At 68.7% G+C, this 19,011-nt stretch carries 17 protein-coding genes; 9 read left to right on the forward strand and 8 right to left on the reverse strand.

Annotated features, from left to right (window positions below; all coding sequences use genetic code 11):
- Positions 1 to 87 precede the first annotated feature (87 nt).
- Positions 88 to 1,659 (reverse strand): PucR family transcriptional regulator, encoded by a 1,572-nt coding sequence (locus tag LY12_RS10620; RefSeq protein WP_253855563.1) that lies wholly within the window; start codon positions 1,657 to 1,659, stop codon positions 88 to 90.
- A 160-nt stretch (positions 1,660 to 1,819) separates the two neighbouring features.
- Between LY12_RS10620 and LY12_RS10625 the strand changes: the two genes are divergently transcribed.
- From LY12_RS10625 to LY12_RS10650, 6 genes are all read left to right on the forward strand, one after another.
- Positions 1,820 to 2,701: an FAD binding domain-containing protein gene (locus tag LY12_RS10625; protein ID WP_253855564.1), complete on the forward strand. Its 882-nt coding sequence runs from the start codon at positions 1,820 to 1,822 to the stop codon at positions 2,699 to 2,701.
- Positions 2,692 to 3,162 (forward strand): (2Fe-2S)-binding protein, encoded by a 471-nt coding sequence (locus LY12_RS10630; RefSeq protein WP_253855566.1) that lies wholly within the window; start codon positions 2,692 to 2,694, stop codon positions 3,160 to 3,162. The genes LY12_RS10625 and LY12_RS10630 overlap by 10 nt, the downstream gene beginning before the upstream one ends.
- Entirely contained in the window at positions 3,159 to 5,501 is a 2,343-nt protein-coding gene (locus LY12_RS10635) for a xanthine dehydrogenase family protein molybdopterin-binding subunit (protein WP_253855568.1), read from the forward strand. Before LY12_RS10630 ends, LY12_RS10635 begins: the two co-directional genes overlap by 4 nt.
- A gap of 42 nt (positions 5,502 to 5,543) precedes the next feature.
- Entirely contained in the window at positions 5,544 to 6,038 is a 495-nt protein-coding gene (locus LY12_RS10640) for a nucleoside deaminase (RefSeq protein ID WP_253855570.1), read from the forward strand.
- 209 nt (positions 6,039 to 6,247) lie between these two features.
- The gene (locus LY12_RS10645; RefSeq protein ID WP_253855572.1) at positions 6,248 to 7,714 is read left to right on the forward strand and encodes an NCS2 family permease; all 1,467 of its coding nucleotides are present in this window, start codon (positions 6,248 to 6,250) and stop codon (positions 7,712 to 7,714) included.
- 32 nt (positions 7,715 to 7,746) lie between these two features.
- The gene (locus tag LY12_RS10650) at positions 7,747 to 8,121 is read left to right on the forward strand and encodes an allophanate hydrolase-related protein (protein WP_253855574.1); all 375 of its coding nucleotides are present in this window, start codon (positions 7,747 to 7,749) and stop codon (positions 8,119 to 8,121) included.
- Between the two features lie 32 nt (positions 8,122 to 8,153).
- Here LY12_RS10650 and LY12_RS10655 read toward each other — a convergent pair whose 3' ends face one another.
- A complete protein-coding gene (locus tag LY12_RS10655; RefSeq protein WP_253857286.1) occupies positions 8,154 to 8,861 on the reverse strand; it encodes a LysR substrate-binding domain-containing protein in 708 nt (235 codons plus the stop codon).
- Between the two features lie 141 nt (positions 8,862 to 9,002).
- Between LY12_RS10655 and LY12_RS10660 the strand changes: the two genes are divergently transcribed.
- Positions 9,003 to 9,395: a DUF5997 family protein gene (locus LY12_RS10660; protein WP_253855576.1), complete on the forward strand. Its 393-nt coding sequence runs from the start codon at positions 9,003 to 9,005 to the stop codon at positions 9,393 to 9,395.
- Between the two features lie 78 nt (positions 9,396 to 9,473).
- Here LY12_RS10660 and LY12_RS10665 read toward each other — a convergent pair whose 3' ends face one another.
- The 4 genes from LY12_RS10665 to LY12_RS10680 form a co-directional block, all read right to left on the reverse strand.
- Positions 9,474 to 9,950 carry a (2Fe-2S)-binding protein gene (locus LY12_RS10665; protein WP_253855578.1) on the reverse strand — a complete coding sequence of 159 codons (477 nt, stop codon included), beginning with the start codon at positions 9,948 to 9,950 and terminating at the stop codon, positions 9,474 to 9,476.
- Positions 9,951 to 9,961: 11 nt separating this feature from the next.
- On the reverse strand, positions 9,962 to 12,259 hold the full coding sequence (locus LY12_RS10670) for a molybdopterin cofactor-binding domain-containing protein (protein WP_253855580.1): 2,298 nt from the start codon (positions 12,257 to 12,259) through the stop codon (positions 9,962 to 9,964).
- 6 nt (positions 12,260 to 12,265) lie between these two features.
- The gene (locus LY12_RS10675; RefSeq protein WP_253855582.1) at positions 12,266 to 13,498 is read right to left on the reverse strand and encodes an oxygenase MpaB family protein; all 1,233 of its coding nucleotides are present in this window, start codon (positions 13,496 to 13,498) and stop codon (positions 12,266 to 12,268) included.
- Positions 13,499 to 13,590: 92 nt separating this feature from the next.
- Positions 13,591 to 14,817 carry an oxygenase MpaB family protein gene (locus LY12_RS10680; protein WP_253855584.1) on the reverse strand — a complete coding sequence of 409 codons (1,227 nt, stop codon included), beginning with the start codon at positions 14,815 to 14,817 and terminating at the stop codon, positions 13,591 to 13,593.
- Between the two features lie 140 nt (positions 14,818 to 14,957).
- Here LY12_RS10680 and LY12_RS10685 point away from each other — a divergent pair, with 140 nt between their 5' ends.
- On the forward strand, positions 14,958 to 15,641 hold the full coding sequence (locus LY12_RS10685) for a TetR/AcrR family transcriptional regulator (RefSeq protein ID WP_253855586.1): 684 nt from the start codon (positions 14,958 to 14,960) through the stop codon (positions 15,639 to 15,641).
- A 75-nt stretch (positions 15,642 to 15,716) separates the two neighbouring features.
- Here LY12_RS10685 and LY12_RS10690 read toward each other — a convergent pair whose 3' ends face one another.
- Together LY12_RS10690 and LY12_RS10695 are read right to left on the reverse strand one after the other, a co-directional pair.
- Entirely contained in the window at positions 15,717 to 16,343 is a 627-nt protein-coding gene (locus LY12_RS10690; protein WP_253855588.1) for an MBL fold metallo-hydrolase, read from the reverse strand.
- A complete protein-coding gene (locus LY12_RS10695) occupies positions 16,340 to 17,425 on the reverse strand; it encodes an S-(hydroxymethyl)mycothiol dehydrogenase (protein ID WP_253855590.1) in 1,086 nt (361 codons plus the stop codon). The genes LY12_RS10690 and LY12_RS10695 overlap by 4 nt, the downstream gene beginning before the upstream one ends.
- Before the next feature lie 137 nt (positions 17,426 to 17,562).
- Between LY12_RS10695 and LY12_RS10700 the strand changes: the two genes are divergently transcribed.
- The gene (locus tag LY12_RS10700) at positions 17,563 to 18,837 is read left to right on the forward strand and encodes a helix-turn-helix transcriptional regulator (RefSeq protein ID WP_253855592.1); all 1,275 of its coding nucleotides are present in this window, start codon (positions 17,563 to 17,565) and stop codon (positions 18,835 to 18,837) included.
- Positions 18,838 to 19,011 lie beyond the last annotated feature (174 nt).

Here is a 19,011-nt window from a genome sequence, read left to right on the forward strand (position 1 = left end):
GAAACCACGGTCCGTCCGGACACGCGTGTCGCCCGCTGCCGTCACGGATGCCGGCGGGACCGTGCCGGCGCAGGGCACGGACGCCTCCTAGCCGAGTTGGAGGGCGAGGTAGAGGTCGACGCGGTCCGCGAAGCGTGCCAGGTCCTTGCCCGTGATCTCCTCGATCCGGCCGATGCGGTACCGCAGCGTGTTGACATGGATGTGCAGCTGCGCAGCCGCTTTGGCCCAGGAACCCGAGGTCTCCAGGAACAGCCACAGGGTGTGCACGAGGTCCGACTGGTGCCGCGCATCGTAGGCACGCAGGTCCCGCAGCAGCCGTTCGTGGAAGGAACTGCGCAGCTCGTCGGGCAACGCCGCGAGCAGCAGCGCGTGCGAGGACACCTCGTCGCCCGCCACTACCCGGACGCCGCCGCCGGAGCCGGGCTCGCGCCCGAGCCGGTGCTCGGCGAGCAAACGGGCGTGCCGGGCTTCCTCGATCGTCGAACGAAGCCGATCGGCGGGCGCCACACTGCTCACCCCGAGCGTCAACCGTCGCTGGCCGAGTGCCGGTTCGACGGCGGCGAGCTTGGCCCGCAGCGCGTCGACGATCTCCTGCTGGGCGGATGCGTGGGCGGCCAGCAGGGCCACCGTGTCCGCACCCGCGGAGCCGATCAGCGTCGTGGGCGCCAGTTCATCGCCGATCTCGGCCAGCAGTGCGGCGGCCAGCCCCGCGTCCTCCCCTGCCCGACAGGCGAGCACCCACACCGGCACCGCGGGATCGTGTCCGAGGGTCCCGAGCCGAGAAGCGATCTCGGCGGGCGGTGCCGAGGTGTCGAGCACCATCCGCAGGAGCATGTCGGTTCCCTGGCGGGCGACCCGGCGGCCCTCGTCCAGCCGGGCGCGAAGTAGCGCGACGGCCGTCCCGAGCTCACCGACCACCGCCTCCTGTCCGGCGGAGAACCCGCGGTGGTCGGCGCCGAGCACGACGAACCACTGCGCTGCCCTGCTGCCGGTGTCCGGTCCGGCAGCGGTGACCGAGTAGGTGGTGCCACCGTCACCGACGGTGAAGCTCGCGGGTACTCGCTCGGTCCGGATGAAGCGGCGTACCGCGTCGCGCCGGGCGGGCTCCGGCAGGTCGTCGACGTCCTGTCCGCCCGGGCTCGCCGCCGCGATGCTCCGGCCCGTCGTGGACAGCACCCAGCACTCGGTGCCGAGTTCGGCCGCCGCGGAGCGCAGTACCTCCCCGAGATCCGCGCCCTCTGCCACGTCCGCGACGAGGCGCCGCGACCGTCCGAGCATGCCGGTGCGTTCCGCGGTCACGCCGAGCACCACGCGGTCGGAGATCTCCGCGAAGCTCACGTCCAGCGGGACCTCGATCAGGGGAAGATCGTGCCGTCCGCACGCCTCGATCAGGTCGGGTGGAGCGGCCCCGAGCCGAGCGGTTCCGGAGATCAGACCGGCGACCCCGGCATCGACGAGCGCGGCGACGAAGGTTTCCGAATCGGAGGCCGACTCGTGCCACATCAGCCCGGTCAGCACAACCTCGCCACCGGACAGGTAGCGCCGTGGGTCGCGCAGGTCGGTCGTGTACACCCAGCGGACGACGCGGTCGAGCCCGGCCTCCCCGGTCAGCAGCTCCAGCCGCAGATCGGGGTCGTCGAGAAGAGTGCGAAGCAGCATCGAGCACCTCCCTGGGCAGGTCGCGCAGGCTGCGCCTGTAGGAATCTACGATAGCCAGGTCGCCCGTGGCCGATGTTTTCGTCGGATCAACCGCTATCGCCGCGCCTCTCGTCGGCTGTGTACTGGGTCACAGCAATCCGAACGCTAGGAGGCGCAGGACGTGGACTTTATCCGCGCCGCATCATTGGACGATGCGCTGGCCATCAAGGCGCAGCGACCGGACATCACCCCGATCGCAGGCGGCACCGATCTCATGGTGGGGATCAACTTCGACCACACCCGCCCGAGCGGGCTGCTCGACCTGACCTCGGTGCCCGAGCTGGCCGAGTGGTCCGAATCGAGCGGCGTGATCCGCCTCGGCGCGGGGGTGCCCTACGCGCGAATCATCAGCGAACTCGGCGAGCACCTGCCGGGCCTCGCGATGGCCGCGCGAACGGTCGCGTCGCCACAGATCCGCAACCGTGGCACGGTCGGCGGCAATCTCGCGACCGCGTCTCCGTCCGGCGACGCCCACCCGGCCCTGCTGGCCTGTGGCGCAGAAGTCGAGCTGGCATCGGTCCGCGGCACCAGGCGGATGCCGGTCGCCGAGTTCTTCACCAGCGTCAAGCGCAACGCGGCCGAGCCGGACGAGCTGGTCACCGCGGTGCACCTCGCCCGTGCCACCGGCCCGCAGCAGTTCGCGAAGGTCGGCACCCGCAACGCGATGGTGATCTCGGTGTGCGCGTTCTCCGTGGCGCTGCACCCCGAACGCGCCGAGGTCGGCACGGGTTTCGGATCCGCAGCACCGACTCCGCGCAGGGCCGCCGACGCCGAGGAGTTCCTCTCCGGCGAACTGACCTCACGGGGGATGTGGGACGACCCGCGACCGTTGCCGGACACGGTGATCACGAGGTTCGGAGAGCTGGTCGCGGCGGCCGCCGCACCGATCGACGACGTGCGGGGCACGGCGTCCTATCGCAGGCACGCACTCGGCGTCCTCGCACGGCGCACGGCCGGCTGGACCTGGGACGAGTACTTGACCGGGAGGCAGACATGCGCCTGAACCTGACCGTGAACGGCAAGCTCTACGAGACGGACGAGGTGTGGGAAGGGGAGAGTCTGCTCCACACCCTGCGCGAGCGACTCGGCCTCCCCGGTTCGAAGAACGCGTGTGAGCAGGGGGAATGCGGTTCGTGCACCGTGTACCTGGACGACGTGCCGGTGTGCTCGTGCATGGTCGCCGCCGGGCAGGCGGAGGGGTGTTCGGTGCGCACGGTCGAGGGGCTGGCCGACGGTGAGCGGCTCGACACCGTCCAGCAGTCCTTTCTGGATGCCGGCGCCGTGCAATGTGGATTCTGCACGCCCGGCCTGCTGGTGCAGGCCCACGACCTCATCGAACGCAACCCGGAGCCGACCGACGCGGAGATCCGCGAATCGCTGGCCGGCAATCTCTGCCGCTGCACCGGCTACGAGAAGATCATGGACGCGGTGCGGCTCGCCGCGCAGCGGAAGGCGGTGTCATGAGCGCTCACGTCAACGCACCGAGCAGGACATCTCAGGACCTCAGCGAGTCGATCACCGGCGGGGTCGGTGAGTCCCCGTCCCGCCCGGACGGCAACCTGAAGGTACGCGGCGACTACGCCTACTCCTCGGACCTCGGGGCCGAGGACATGTTGTGGGGCGCGACCCTGCGCAGCCCGCACCCGTACGCGCGGATCACCGGTATCGACGTCGGGCCGGCGCTCGCACATCCCGGCGTGTACGCGGTGCTCACCCACGAGGACGTACCCGGTGACAACCGCTACGGACTCAAGATCGTCGACCAGCCGGTGCTCGCCGAGGACGTCGTGCGGTTCCGGGGCGAGCCGGTCGCACTGGTGGCCGCCGACGATCCGGAGACCGCTCGCCGGGCGCTGGAGTTGATCGCGGTCGACTACCAGGTGCTCGAACCGGTCACCGATCCGAAACGCGCTGCGCACGACCCGGCACTGCCGAAGCTGCACCCCGACTCGGGGTGCGAGAACAATCTGGTCCGTTACCAGCCGATCGTCCGAGGCCGGCAGGACGTGCGTGCGGACGTCGTCGTGTCCGGCACCTACACGCTCGGCATGCAGGACCAGGCGTTCCTCGGGCCGGAATCGGGCTTGGCGATCCCGGCCGAGGACGGCGGGGTCGAGGTGTTCCTCGCGACCCAGGACCTGCATTCGGACCGGAAGCAGACCGCGCGGGCCCTCGGCCTGCCGCCGGACAAGGTCCGGATGACGATGTCCGGTGTCGGCGGCGCCTTCGGCGGTCGGGAGGACCTCTCGATCCAGGCCCACGTGTGCATGCTGGCTATGCACACCGGCAAGCCGGTGAAGATGGTGTACAACCGGGAGGAATCGTTCTACGGCCATGTGCACCGGCACCCGGCGGAGATGTACTTCGAGCACGGTGCCACCCGCGACGGCGAGCTGGTCTACGTCAAGGCCCGGATGTACTTCGACGGCGGTGCCTACGCGTCCAAGACCCCGGTCGTCGTCGGCAACGCCACGACCCTGGGAACCGGCCCGTACGAGGTCCCCAATGTGGACATCGCGGGGTGGGGCGTGTACACGAACAATCCACCGTGCGGGGCGATGCGCGGGCTCGGCGCCGTCCAGCCGGCGTTCGCCTACGAGGCGCAGATGGACAAGCTGGCCAGGGCCCTCGACATGGATCCGGTGGAGTTGCGGCAACGTAACGCCGTGGAACAGGGCTCCGTGCTGCACACGGGGCAGCAACTGGACTATCCGGCACCGGTGGGCGAGCTGCTCGAGCGCGCTCGGAAGCTGCCGATGCCCCCGGAACGGGACCCGGCTGCCGAGCCGGACATCCGGGACCTTCCCGGTGGCGCTGCCAACACCACGCACGGCGAGGACATCGCACGCGGGGTCGGTTATGCCGCGATCATCAAGAACGTTTCGTATGCGGAGGGAGCCGACGACTACTCGACCGCGAGGGCGAGCCTGCAGGCTGTCGGCGGCGAGGCGGTGGCGATGGTGCACACCGCTGCCGCGGAGGTCGGCCAGGGCCTGGTCACCGTGCAGCAGCAGATCGCCCGAACCGAACTGGGGGTCGAGAGGGTGAACATCCACCCGAACGACACCAGCGTCGGCGAAGCCGGGTCCAGCTCGGCGTCCCGCCAGACCTACATCACCGGTGGCGCGGTCAAGGCCGCGTGCGAAGCGGTGCGGGAGACGCTGTTCGAGCGGGCCGCGGCCAAGCTCGGTCACACCCCGCCGGATCTCGCGGTCGTCGACGGGAAGCTCGTCTCCGACTCGCACGGCGTGCTCGCGGACGTGGTGGAGATCCTCGGCGACGAGGTCATCGAGTGCACGAGGGAGTATCACCACCGCCCGACCTACCCGCTCGACCCGGAGACAGGGCAGAGCGAACTGGTACACGTGCAGCACGCTTTCTCCGTCCACCGCGCCGTGGTGGACGTGGACACCCAACTCGGCCTGGTCAAGGTCGTGGCGTTGGACTGCGTGCAGGATGTCGGCAAGGCGGTCAACCCGGATGCGATCGTCGGCCAGATCCAGGGAGGCGCCACCCAAGGGATGGGGCTCGCCGTGATGGAGGAGATCCAGGTTTCCGACGGCCTCATCCGCAATCCCTCGTTCACCGATTACCTCATCCCGACCATTCTCGACACCCCGCCGATGAAGGTCGACATCCTCGAGCGCGGGGATCCGCACGCCCCGTACGGCGTCCGCGGCGTCGGTGAGCCCCCGACCATCTCCGCAGGTCCCGCGGTGCTCGCCGCGATCAGGGCGGCCACCGGCCTCGACCTGACCCACGCCCCTGCCGGCCCTGACCACATCACCGGCACTGCGGGTTGATCGCCGCCGGCCTTCCGGCACGGACGAAAGGACGAACCACGCATGACCCTGTCCACACCGGACCTGGATCTCGAACGCGCCTGGATGACCGAGGCGATCCGGCTCGCCACCGACAGCGTGAGAAACGGCGGAGGGCCCTTCGGAGCCGTCGTCGTTCGGGAACGCGAGATCGTCGCGACCGGAAACAACCAGGTGACCGCCACATTGGATCCCACGGCGCACGCCGAGGTGACGGCGATGCGTAACGCCTGCCGTGAACTCGGCACCTTCAGTCTCGCCGGCTGCGTCCTGGTGACCTCGTGCGAACCGTGCCCGATGTGCCTTTCCTCGGCTCTCTGGGCGCGGTTCGACCGAATCGTGTTCGCCGCGGACCGCGACGACGCCGCCGCGGGCGGCTTCGACGACAGGGCCTTCTACCAGCTCTTCGAGAAGAACCCCGAAGGCACCTGGCCGATCACGATGGACCGGATCGAGATGCCCAACCGCACCGAACCCTTCGACACCTGGCTGACCAAGCCGGACCGGATCGAGTACTGATCCGCTTCGGGTAGTGGCGCCGCGACCGGGCCGCGCCACTACCCGACAGGCCGACCCCGTGCCGAGCGGCGATCGCCGCTGGGCGGGAGAACCACGGCCAATCGACGGACGGTGAGTCTCGCCAGCACCGATCCGCACTTCGAAACGCCCAGCAGTCCTGACAGGCCGAACGCGCCTGTCGGAGGGCGCCCACCGGCATGGGAGAACTCATGACTCAACTGCGCACGGATACTGCGGGATCCGGAGGGCCCGGCGATTCGCCCGAGGCCCGGTCCCCGCTCGACCGATTCTTCAAGATATCAGCCCGCGGCTCCACGGTGTCCCGTGAGCTGCGGGGCGGACTCACGACGTTCGTCGCGATGGCGTACATCGTCATCCTCAACCCGCTGATTCTCGGCTCGTCCGCCGACATCACCGGGCGAGAACTGTCCACTGCGGAGCTGACCACAGCCACCGCCTTCACGGCGGCGTTCGCGACGATCCTGATGGGCGTCGTGGGTAACGCACCCCTGGCACTGGCTTCAGGTCTCGGGGTGAACGCGATCGTGGCGTTCACGATCGCGCCGGCGATGACCTGGGAGCAGGCCTTCGGTTTGGTGGTGCTGGAGGGCATCTGCATCATCATCATGGCGGCCAGCGGGCTGCGGCAGAAGATCATCGATGCCATCCCGGACGCGCTGAAGACGTCGCTGACCGTCGGGATCGGACTCTATATCGCGCTGATCGGCCTGGTGCAGGCCGGTTTCGTGACGCGCAACCCGGACGCGGCGAACACGACGGTGCCTGTCGGCATGGGTAACGGCGGCACCCTGCAGGGCTGGCCCATCACCGTGTTCTGCGTGACGCTGCTGCTGATGGTCGTCCTGGTGGCGCGCAAGGTTTCCGGAGCCATCCTGATCAGCATCGCGACCGGGACGGTGCTCGGCGTCGTGGTCAACTACGCGTTCGGGCTCACCGAGCGGGACTGGGGGTTGATTCAACCGAACCTGCCGGACACCCTGGTGGCTGCACCCGACTTCGGGCTCTTCGGCGATGTCGACCTCTTCGGCGGCTTCGCCGCAGCGGGCGGTATCGCAGCCACGATGTTCCTGTTCACACTGGTGCTTTCCGGATTCTTCGACGCCATGGGCACGATCACCAGTGTGGGCAACCAGGCGGGACTGGTCTCCGACGGCAAGGTGATCGGCATGGGCCGCATTCTCACCTCGGACGGGATCGCCGCTACGGCAGGCGGCATCACGGGTTCGTCGCCGAACACGGTGTTCATCGAATCCGCCGCGGGCGTGGGCGAGGGAGCGCGCACCGGATTGGCCAGCGTAGTGACGGGCGGCCTGTTCCTGGTCGCGCTGTTGTTCACGCCGTTCGTGTCGGTGGTGCCAGCGCAGGCGGCCGCGCCCGCTCTCGTCATCGTCGGCGGGATGATGATGGCCCAGTGCACGAAACTGCCATGGGACGACCCGGACTACACCATTCCGATGTTCGTGACCATCGCGCTGATCCCGTACACGTACGTGATCACCAACGGCGTCGGGGCCGGCATCATCGCCTTCGCGGTGATCAAGCTGGCGAGGGGGAAGTTCAGGGAAATCGGCTGGCTGGTCGGGATCCTGGCGATCGTGTTCGCGATCTACTTCGGCATCGACGCGATCGAATCCCTGTTCGGAGTGGCTGAGTGACCATGCACATCGGACACGGAAAGGAGCGATAGATGGCTTTGCTGTTCCTCAACGGCGGCGGCATGCGCGGAGGACCGCTGAACCACCAGTTACAGGACGCCCCGCTCGTGGGCAGGGCGACGTCGGCACCGAAGTACCGATTCTACTCCGTCGGCGACCGGTTTCCTGCAATGGACGAAACGGAGTCGGAGGGGCGCGCCGTGGTGGGCGAGGTCTACGACATCTCGCTCGAGGTGTTGCGTGAGCACCTGATCCCGGCGGAGCCGCCGGAGCTGGAGATCGGCCTGATCGAGCTCGCCGACGGCGCCTCGTGCCTGGCGACGGTGCTGCGCAAGCCGTACCGGGGCGACGACCTGGTCGACATCTCGGACATCGGTGACTGGCGCCGCTACCGCGGATGGGAGTGACCCGCCGAGCGCGGCGAACTCACCGCACGCGATCAGCGGCGGCGGGGTTTTCCACCCCTGCCGCCGCTACCGCGCTTCCCCGGCTTTCCGGACTTTCCCGGCTTTCCGGGTTTTCCGGTACGGATTCGTTGTTTCCCGCCGGGCGACGTCGACTGTTCGGCTGCGGGTTTCGGCTGCTTGGGTGTCGGACCGCGGCCGCGGGTGCTGTTGACGGTCCTGCCGCGGACGATCCCGATGAACTCTTCCATCAGGTCCGACGTCTCGTCCTCGGGCCACGACAGGGCGACCTGGGACTGCGGCACCGGAAACCGCTCGGTGCCGGTCAACGGCCGGTACGTGAGGCTCTTGCGATGGTGCAGCCGGGCCAGCGACTGCGGCACGACCAGGACTCCCACGCCGGCCGACACCAGTTCGATGGCGCCCGCCGTGGTGTCGGGGCGGGCGATCGCCGGTTGCCCCGGCAGCTGTTCCCAGGTGAGCGTGTCGTCGTGGGGGTGCAGCACGACGTCGTCGGCGAGGTCGTCGACGGACAGCTCGTCGGCGACGGTGAGCAGATGCTCCTTCTCGACCACCACGACGGTCGTCTCGGTGTAGAGGGGAATCGCGTGCAGACCGGTGCGGTCGGTGGGCAGGCGGAGCAGGACGGCGTCGGCGTGGCCGTCGCGTACCAGGTCGGCGGCGTCGGCCGCCGCAACGCCGGCCAGTTCGAGCGGCACGTCGGGCACGCGCTCACGCCACATCCGCACCCACTTGTCCGGGGTCACCCCCGGGACATAGGCGAGCCGGAACGCCCGGGGCTCGTCACGCTCGTCGGTGGTGCTCACGGCGTCAGATTACCGGGTGCGGTCGCCTCGCACGGTCGGCCGGATACGCTGGTCGACATGACGTCGCGCAAGACCACCCAGACGATGAAGCCCGCCACCGCGGCGAAGAAGCTGGGCGTCTACCTCGAAGCAACGCCCGCCGAGTTCCAGGAGGGCGTGGTCTCCCGCGACGAGCTGAACGCACTGCAGACCAGTCCGCCGGAATGGCTGCGGGACCTGCGCCGCAACGGCCCGCACCCGCGCCAGGTCGTCGCCGCCAAACTCGGCATCTCGATCGGCGGGCTCGCCCGCGCCGGTCTGATGGACCCGCTCACGACCGAGCAGATCAACGCGATCAAGGACGAGAACCCGGAGTGGCTCCAGCGCGAACGCGCCACCCAAGCCGAGGTGAAGAAGGAAGCTGCCAGGGCGAAGGAGAAGAGCTCCGAGTCCGACCAGCGGCGTTCCTGAGGCGAGCAGTGGGTCGGCCTCGTCGCTCACACCGGTCCCGGAGCACCTGGCCGGTGTGAGCCTGGCGTCACCCCCGTCCTACATGTGGGCCTCGGCTTCGGCGACGGCCTTCCGGATCCGGGGATAGGTGCCGCAGCGGCAGATGTTTCGGAGGGTGTCGAGGTCGGCGTCGGTGACGGCGCGCCCCTCGGACCGGACGCGGCGCACGAGGGCGACCGCGGCCATGATCTGACCGGGTTGGCAGTATCCGCACTGCGCGACGTCGTGGTCCAGCCACGCCTCCTGCATGGGATGCAGCTCCCGGCCGACCGTGGCGGGTAGCCCTTCGATGGTAGTGATCTCGTCCTCGGGGCCGACGTCGCCGACCGGCACCGAGCAGGGGTTGAACGCCTGGCCGTTGAGATGGCTGGTGCATGCTTTGCAGACGTTGATCCCACAGCCGTATTTCGGGCCGGTGATGCCGAGGATGTCGCGTAACACCCACAGCAGCCGGACATCCGGGGCCACGTCGACGGTCATCTGCTCGCCGTTGACGCGGAAGGTGTGCTCAGGCAAGTAGGTCTCCTTCACCAGGCATGATCCCTGCCGTCGGTGGGCGACTGCGGGACGGGCGGAACGGTCGGTTTCGGTTCGAACGACAATGTGTCGTGGTTGATGGGGAAGCTGGTCGGCATCGTTCCGGTCGCGCGACGATAGGCGCAGGCCACGGCCGAGACCGAGGCCGCCACGCCGAGTTCACCGGCGCCTCCCGGCTCGTCGCTGCTGTCGGGCAGCACGATGATCTGCAGTTCGGGCGGGGTGTTCCACTGCCGTGTGTAGAAGTAGTTATCCCAGCTGGCCTCGAGGAAACTGCCGTCACGCAGATGCAAGCTCGAGGTCAGTGCCAGCGCGATGCCGTCGTTGATGCAGCCCATCATCTGGGCCTCCAGGCCGCGGGGATTCACGGCGAGCCCGACGTCGACAGCGAACACGACCTTCGTGACCCGCGGTCCGGCTACTGCGTTGCGGATCGGCCGTTCGACCGTCTCGCGGCGGCAGTCCAGTTCGACCAGGCATGCGCTGACGGCCTTGTACTCGGCGTGGAAGGCGATGCCCTGGGCCAGGCCGTCGGGCATCTGCCGCCCCCAGTCACCGGCCCGGGCGACTTTCTCCAGGGCCCTCCGGGACCGGTCGTCTCGCAGGAATGCCCGCCGTAGCTCGTAGGGGTCCCGGTCCATCCTCGTGGCGAGTTCGTCGACCATGAGCTCCCGTGCGCACGTCACGTCCGGGGAGTACACGTTGCGCATGCTGCCGGTGTTGAATCCCTTGTCCGTTTCGGTTAGCAATCGGCTGTTGAAGCCGAAGTCGTACGACATGGTCTGCGACAGCTGGAAGAACGTCTCCGCGAACCCGATGTCGCCCACCGGCAACTGAGCTGCCGTCGCCGTGATGATCTCGCCGAGCCCGTGCCCGAGATCGGTGGAGACGCTGGTGTGCCGCTGGTCGTAGCGCAGCACCGTGTCGCCCTTGTACGAGATGCGGACGCGGGAGGTGGCCATGGGATGGGTCCGGCCCTGCCGGGAATCGTCTGCCCGGTGCCACATCAAGCGGACGGGCTTGCCGAACCGCTGGGAGGCTTCCGCGGCCTCGAGCGCACCATCGAAGAACAGCTTGCGGCCGAACGACCCGCCGCCCTCGGTGACGTGGACGGTCACCGCACGCTGCGGAAGTCCCAGTCGCGCCGCGACCGTCTGCTTGGCCACGATGGGCGATTTCAACGACGACCAGATCTCGGCCCGGTCGGCACGGACGTCGGCGATCGCGCAGTTGGGTTCGAGTGCACTGTTGCTGCGGAAGTGGAACGTGAACGTCTCGTCCACCGTGTCGGTCAGCGGTGGTTTCCGGACCAGCGGCAGCTCCGCCGCCCGCAACTCCTCGCGAACGTCGTCGTCGGACTTGCCCTCCGCCGTGCCGGGCCGCCACGACACGCGGAGCGCACGCACCGCGTCGATGCACTGACCGAAGGTCTCGCCGCGCACCGCCACGCCGGTGGAGATCCGCGCGACGTCGGTGATGCCCGGCATCCCGCGAACCTCGCCGAGATTGGCGACCGAGCCGACCACGCCGTTGACGGTCGGCGCGCGGCACACCATCGTCGGCAGTGCGTTCGGGACGTCGAGGTCGACGGCGAACTTCTTCTTACCGGTCACCGCCTCGAGTGCGTCGATTCTGCTGCGCGGGGTCCCGATGACCTTGAACGACTCACGCTTACGCAGCTCCACGGCGACATTCTCGGCCCGGACGCTCGACGCCTTCGCCGCGAGCTTTCCGATGTCCACCCCGCGGCGGCCGGGACCGGAGACGGTCCCACCGTCGAGAGTGAGGCGAGTTGCGGGCACGCCGAAGTCCGCCGCGGCGGCGTCGAGCAGCCTCGTGCGGGCCACCGCCGCGGCAACCCGTACCGGGGTGTAGGTCGAGAAGGTCGTGTTGGAACCACCGGTGAGCTGGTTGAACACCAACTCGGGCCGCGCATCGGCCAAGGTGACGCGCACCCGTTCGAGCGGCACACCGAGCTCCTCGGCGATCAGCATGGCCGTGGAGGTGGTGATGCCCTGCCCGACCTCGGCCCGCGGCAGCGCGAACGAGACCGAGCCGTCGGGGCCCACCTCGACGGAGATCAGGTTGGCCGTCGGGGCCGCAGCGACGGTCATCATGTCGTTGAGGTCGACGATCTCGGTGATCTCCGGCGACGGCAACTGAGCGGGCGCCGGTGAGTGCTGGCCGGCCGACGCGGTGGGCGTACGGCCGAGTTCGGCGGCGGTGACCAGGGTCGGTGCTGCCAGCACATAGCCGAGAAACCGCCGCCGACCGATCGCATCATGCACCGCGGGTCACTCCGGCCGGTTGTGGGTCGGGATCTCGATCTTCGTCTCCTCACCCTTGGTGAGGTAGAAGAGGATGTACTTCCGCAGTGCCTCGTCGATGGTCCACGCGACCTCCGGCACCATCGGCAGCGGAACGAGGCCTTCACGGAACTTCACCAGCATCGGCCACGCCTCGGAGATGACGTTGTCCCACACGGGTTCGCGCTGTATGCCGTCCCAGTCGGCCACCTCGTCGCCGACCAGGTAGCGCGCGAGCGCGTTGCACAGCGGTCGGCTCAGACTCAGCGGACTCGTCTGTTCGGCCAGCTGACTGAGCAGGACGTCGGTGAGCTTGACCCCTTCGGGTGTCGGCCCCATGTTCCTGGCCATGATCTGGTCCGACTGCGCATACGCGGCGTCCCAGGTAGCCGGGATGTACTCGTCGGAGATGCCGAGCATGTGCGCGGTCACCTGCCACACGTGAAGGTAGGCTTCCGCGTCGTCATCGGACATCGGCACCTCCCATTCCCGCATCTTGCGCATCGCGAAGGTCGGCAACGTATGCCAGGTGACGAGCATGTCCTCCTGACTGATCGGGATCTCCTCCTCAGCGCCGTTGCGCCAATGCGGGGACTGCGGCAGCAGATGCCGGACCGCCGCGTGCACCAGGCGAGTCTTCACGCACTCGACCACGCACGTACCCTCGGGCCGGTAGGCGTCCAGTGAACCGACCGCGAATCCGAACAGACTCGTCTTGGCCACGCGGTCCTCCATGTCCGCACCGCCGGCCGAGTAGTACACCGAGCGGGCTTCCTTGGGGATCGCGGTCGCGAGGATTCCGCCACCGGGTCCGTTGCACAGGTTCAGGTAGATCCCGCGGCTCTTGTTGAACTCGGCAGCCCGTTCGAGCTTGTCGCGGTCGGCCCATTGCGGAAGCTGGCGTGCGTGCTCCATGAAGTCCCGCAGGTCGGAGGGCAATCCGCTCGGCAAGGGCTGCTCGTTACGTTCCCAGTTCCACAACGCCTCGTTGACCTTGGGGATGACGCCACGCTTGAACAGCGACTCGAGCAACGGATCGGCCTCGCTGTCCCACACCCAGTGCGGATCGGTGCCGTTCCCGTTCCCGGCCACGGAGCGGGCGGGCGACCAGTTCCAGCCGACCAGGGAGCGTGCTTGTGCGGGGGAGGCAGCGACGATGGCGCCGAGCGCAGCCAACCCTCCACCGGAAATGAGTGCCCGGCGTCGGTTGAAGTCCGCCATTGCGTGTATTCCTTTCGAAGCTCAGGGATCTTCGTGAGGGAACGCGCCTGCACATACGCCGGCGGCGAGATCGAGGCGCGGAAGTGCTCGCGTCAGGACGGGCGGTTGCCCTGTGGGATCTCGATGCTGATCGGATAGTCGGCCTCGGACAGATACAGCAGGACGACCTGCCGGATGAGTTCGTCGAAGAGCCAGTACGTCTCGTCCGACCCGGGGAAGTTGAGGCCGAACTCCCGTGCGGCGATGAACGGCGGCCAGAACGTCTCGATCATCGGGCCGAACACCGGTTCCCTGTCGATGTCCAGCCAGTCCGCGACCCGGTCGCCGAGCGTGTAACGCGTGAATGCGCCGAGCAACGGCTTGCTGAGCACGCTTCCGTCCAGTTCGGACCCTAGTTCCAACAGGATCCGCGCAAGATCGCGGCCTTCCGGAGTGGGAGACAGGATGGGATCCAAGACCTGCTCGGCCTGACGGTCGGCCTCGTGCCACGACGCCGGGATGTATTCGTCCCGCACCCCGAGCATGTGAGCCGTGACCTGCCACGAGTGCAGGTACGCTTCGGCGTCGTCGTCGGAGATCGGGATCTCCCACTCACGCATCTTCTGCATGACCGTAGTGGCCAGGCTGTGCCAGGTGACCATGATGTCGGCCTGACTGATCGGAACATCCTCGGGAGCGGCCTGGTTCCACTGTGGAGACTGCGGCAGCAGGTGCCGGACCGCCGAGTGCACCATGCGCGTCTTCACGCAGGTAACGGTCATCTCCCCGCCAGGGGCGTAGGCGTCGCGGGTGCCGATGTCGTAGCCGAGCTTGGCGGTCTTGGAGATGCGGTCCTTCATGTTCGCGCCGCCGTAGGAATAATAGACCGCGCGCGCCTCCTTCGGGATGACGGTGCTCATCATCCCGCTCGCCATCGCGTACAACACGCCGAGGTACAGTCCGCGCCGCTTGGTGAAGTCGAAGGACTGTTCCAACTTGTCGTGATCGACCCACGACGGCAGTCTGCGGGCGCTTTCCATCAGTTCACGCACGTCGGCGGGAAGTCCGCTCGGCAGCTGCTGATCGTTCGTGGTCCAGGTACGGAGCAGCTCGTTGACACGCGAGACATCACCCCGGTCCAGCAGTGCCGAGATCACCCGGTCGACCTGCGGATCCCACACCGTGCGGGGGTCTGTGCCGGCGCCCGCTCCTGCCACAGAGCCCGCCGGTGACCACGTCCACAGCGCTTTCGCCTGGGCGGGCGCCGCAACACCCAACGCACCCAACGCCCCCAGTGCCCCGCCTGCGACCAGCGCCTTTCGTCTGCTCAGTTCTTCCATGGTCCGCACTCCTCGTTGAGTTGCCGATGACCGGACAGATACCGTGCCGATTGATACGGTGATACAAACTGCGATTCCGCGTATCATGAGAGCATATGGTTGCTCAGAACACCAGACCTGCCGTCGACGAAAGGTGATCCGTGGAACCGACCCTGCCCGGCGCTGTCGCGTCCGGCACTGGCCTACCCGCGTCGCTGCTCGAACGCGTATTCAGCGAGACCAGCGAGAACGACGTCGAGGACGCCGCTACCACGCGGGTGCTCGACGCGGCCTACGAGCAGTTCTGCCGGACGGGGATCCGCCGCTCGACGATGGACGACGTCGCACGGCGAGCGGGCATCTCACGGATCACCGTGTACCGGCGGTTCTCGACGAAGGACGCGCTGGTCGAACACGTGGTCCGGCGCGAGTTCCGGCGTTACTTCGACCAGTTCCTGCTCGACATCAGGCCCGCGCGCAGCGCAGCCGAACGGGTCGAGCTGGGTTTCGCCAGCGCGCTGCGCTCTATCCGGCACAACCCCCTCATCGGCGGTCTCCTCGAGGTCGACCCGGACCTCGTAGTGCCCTCATTACTCGGCGCCGACGGCCGGACGATGGCGACGGTGTCCCGGTTCGTCGCCGACCGCCTGCGCACGGAGCAGCATGCGGGCACGGTCTCCGGTGAGGTGGACGTGGACCTCGCGGCCGAGATGATGGTCCGCATGTCGGCATCGTTCCTCGTCACCCCGAGCGGACTCGTCGACCTGGACGACGACGGACAGGTCCGCGCGATCGCCAGGCGATTCCTGGTCCCCATGCTGGACCCGCCTGCGACGGCGCGGTAACACCGCGCTCGGGACAAGACAGGGCCCTCGGCCGGAACGTGATGCTCCGGCCGAGGGCCCTGGGACTCCGTCCGCTCAGTAGCCGCGGGCGATCCATTCTTCGAGGTGGGGCGCTTCGGTGCCGATCGTGGTGCCGTCACCGTGTCCGGTGTGGACACGAGTGTCGGCGGGCAGGCTGAAGAGCCGGTCCCGGATGGAGCCGATGATCGTCGGGAAGTCCGAGAACGACTTGCCGGTGGCGCCCGGCCCTCCGGAGAACAGCGTGTCACCGGAGAACAGCGCCTTGGCCTCCGGCAGGTGCAGGCACATCGACCCGGGCGAGTGTCCAGGCGTGTGGATCGTCTCGATGTCGGTGCCGGCGACCGAGATCCGCCTGCCCTCCTCCAGCTCGCTGAACGGCGCGCCGGGGTGGGTCATCTCCCACAGCTGGCGGTCCGCGGGGTGCAGCAGCACCGGCGCGTCGAACTTCTCGCCGAGCTGCGGAGCGTGGGTGATGTGGTCGTTGTGCCCGTGGGTGCACAGCACGGCGACGACGTTACGGCCCGCGACGGCCTCGGTGATCTTGTCGGCGTCGTGCGCGGCGTCGACGATCACCACCTCGTTGTCGTCACCGATCAGCCAGACGTTGTTGTCGACCTCCCAGCTGCCGCCGTCGAGTTCGAAGACCCCGCTGGTGACGACCTGGTCGATGCGCGCAGTCACACGACCACCACCGAACGCAGCACCTCACCGGCGTGCATGGTGTGGAAGGCCTTCTCGACGTCGTCGAGCGCGATCCGCTCCGTGACGAACTTGTCGAGCGGCAGCCTGCCCTCCCGGTACAGGTTGACCAGCATCGGGAAGTCCCGCTCGGGCAGGCAGTCGCCGTACCAGGACGACTTGAGCGAGCCGCCGTGGGCGAACACGTCGATCAGCGGCAGCTCCAGGCGCATGTCCGGGGTGGGCACGCCGACCAGCACGGCGGTGCCCGCGAGGTCACGGGCGTAGAACGCCTGGGTCCACGTCTCGGGCCTCCCGACGGCGTCGATGACGACGTCGGCGCCGAAACCGCCGGTCAGGGCCTGGATGGCCTCGACGGTGTCGGTCTCGGCGGCGTTGACGGTGTGGGTGGCCCCGAGGTCGACGGCCCAGTCGAGCTTCTTGGGGTCACGGTCGACCGCGATGATCGGCGACGCACCGGCCAGGCGCGCGCCCGCGATGGCGGCGTCACCGACACCGCCGCAGCCGATCACGGCGACCGAGTCCCCGCGCCCGACGCCGCCGGTGTTCACGGCCGAACCGATGCCGGCCATGACACCGCAGCCGAGCAGGCCTGCCACCGCGGGATCGGTGTCGGGATCGACCTTGGTGCACTGCCCCGCGTGCACCAGGGTCTTGTCGGCGAACGCGCCGATCCCCAGCGCCGGGGACAGTTCGGTGCCGTCGGGGAGGGTCATCTTCTGCGTGGCGTTGAACGTGTCGAAGCAGTACTGCGGGCGGCCGCGCTTGCAGGCCCGGCACTGTCCGCACACGGCGCGCCAGTTGAGCACGACGAAGTCGCCCGGCTGCACGGAGTCCACGCCCTCACCGACGCTCTCGACCGTGCCGGCGGCCTCGTGGCCCAGCAGGAACGGGAACTCGTCGTTGATCCCGCCGTCGCGGTAGGTCAAGTCGGTATGGCACACGCCGCACGCGGCGATCGCGACGACGACCTCACCGGGTCCGGGGTCGGGGATGACGATGTCGGTGAGCTCGACCGGAGCTCCCTCGGCGCGGGCGATCACGCCGCGAACGTGTTGTGGCATCGGGGCAGTTCCTTCGGATCGGCGAACAAGACATGCGCATCACCGCATGCCTTGCCGACGGTAGTGCGCCGGACCACGCGCACAACCTGTCCGGACGGACAGCAATACCTCGACCTCCGACGAGTTAGGCTGGGCAGATGTCGAACGAACCGGACCCCGCCACCGCCCTGACCGGGCTGCGAGAGGTCCTCGACGGGCCGCTGCACGACATCGCCCGCCGCCTCTCCCACCTCATCGCGAGCCGGTGGCCGCACACCGCCCTGATCGTATTCACCCGCGAGTGCGCGGGCCGTCCGCGCAAGGTCGCCGGCGACGTCGACATGCTCAACAAGGTCACCATCAGCGAGCTCGAACAGATCAAACAGGAACTCGACCCCGGCATTCCCGTCTGCTCGACGTTCGCGATCGCGGGTCAGCGACGGACGGTGTGGACGGTGCGCGACCCGTCGGACATGCTGCTCGTCCTGGTTCCCCGCTCCCCCGGCCACCCGCTGCCCCAGCCCGGCCTGCTCACCGCGCTGTTCGGCATCGTCGCCACGTCGATCCGCCAGCAGGTGGCCCAGGCCAGCCCCGACTACCTCGCCGAGTCCCGCGCGGCCGCGCTCGAACGTGAACGCACCATCACCGAACTGGCCACCGCGCACGAGTCCACGCTGGTCGGGCTGCTGACGACGTTGCGCTCGACCGAGCTGGACGACACCCGTGCGCGGGTGGCGGCGACGGACGCCGCATCGTCGGCCCTGGTCTCGCTGCGCACCGCGCAGCGATCCGAACAGGCACTGTCCAATGAGGCCACCTCGGCCGCGTTCACCGCGCTGCGCAACGAGATCCGGCAGATATTGCGGCACCACCAGGCGCCGATCGAGTTCGCCGCGCCGACCGGCACGGGCAGCAGAACTCTGCCCGGCGACATCGCGCACGCCGCCCGCGCGATGACCCGCACGGCGGTGCTGGCGCTCACGGCCGATCCCGAGTTGGCGCGGCTGCGCATCGCGTGGACCTGCGACGACGCGACGCTGCTGGTCGACGTGCGAGATCAGAGCACGGGCAACCTCGACGCCGAGGGACTGCATCGGCAGCTCCAGGGCCGCGCGCGGACGCTCGGCGCCACGGTCGGCGTCGACGCCACACCGGGCTGGGGCAGCCGCGTCACGATCGAACTACCGCTCGACCCACCGGCCGACACCGGTGTGGAGACCCGGCTGACCGACCTCAACCGGCGGGAACGCGAGGTACTGGACCTGCTCGCGCAGGGCAAGCGCAACAAGGCGATCGCCGCGGACCTGGGCGTCACCGAGAGCACCGTCAAGTTCCACGTCACGCGGGTGCTGCACAAACTCGACGTCAGCACCCGCGGCGAGGCGGCCGCGCTGGCCCTCACCGCGGGCGCCGACTCAGCGGTACGCGCGTAACGCCCGCGCACGGCGCTACGCCGGCCACGGTCGGTCAGCAGCGACACCGGTTCGCCACTCGGCGCCCCGAACGCGGCAACCAGCACGGAACCGTCGTGCATCCGCCCACGGTCACCGGCATCAGCATCGCCAGGAAGGCGCGCGGCCGGCACGCGGTCTTCCGACAGCCGAACG

Origin of the sequence: Prauserella alba (assembly GCF_024171735.1) — a bacterium.
In the GTDB taxonomy this organism is placed as follows: Bacteria; Actinomycetota; Actinomycetes; order Mycobacteriales; family Pseudonocardiaceae; genus Prauserella; species Prauserella alba.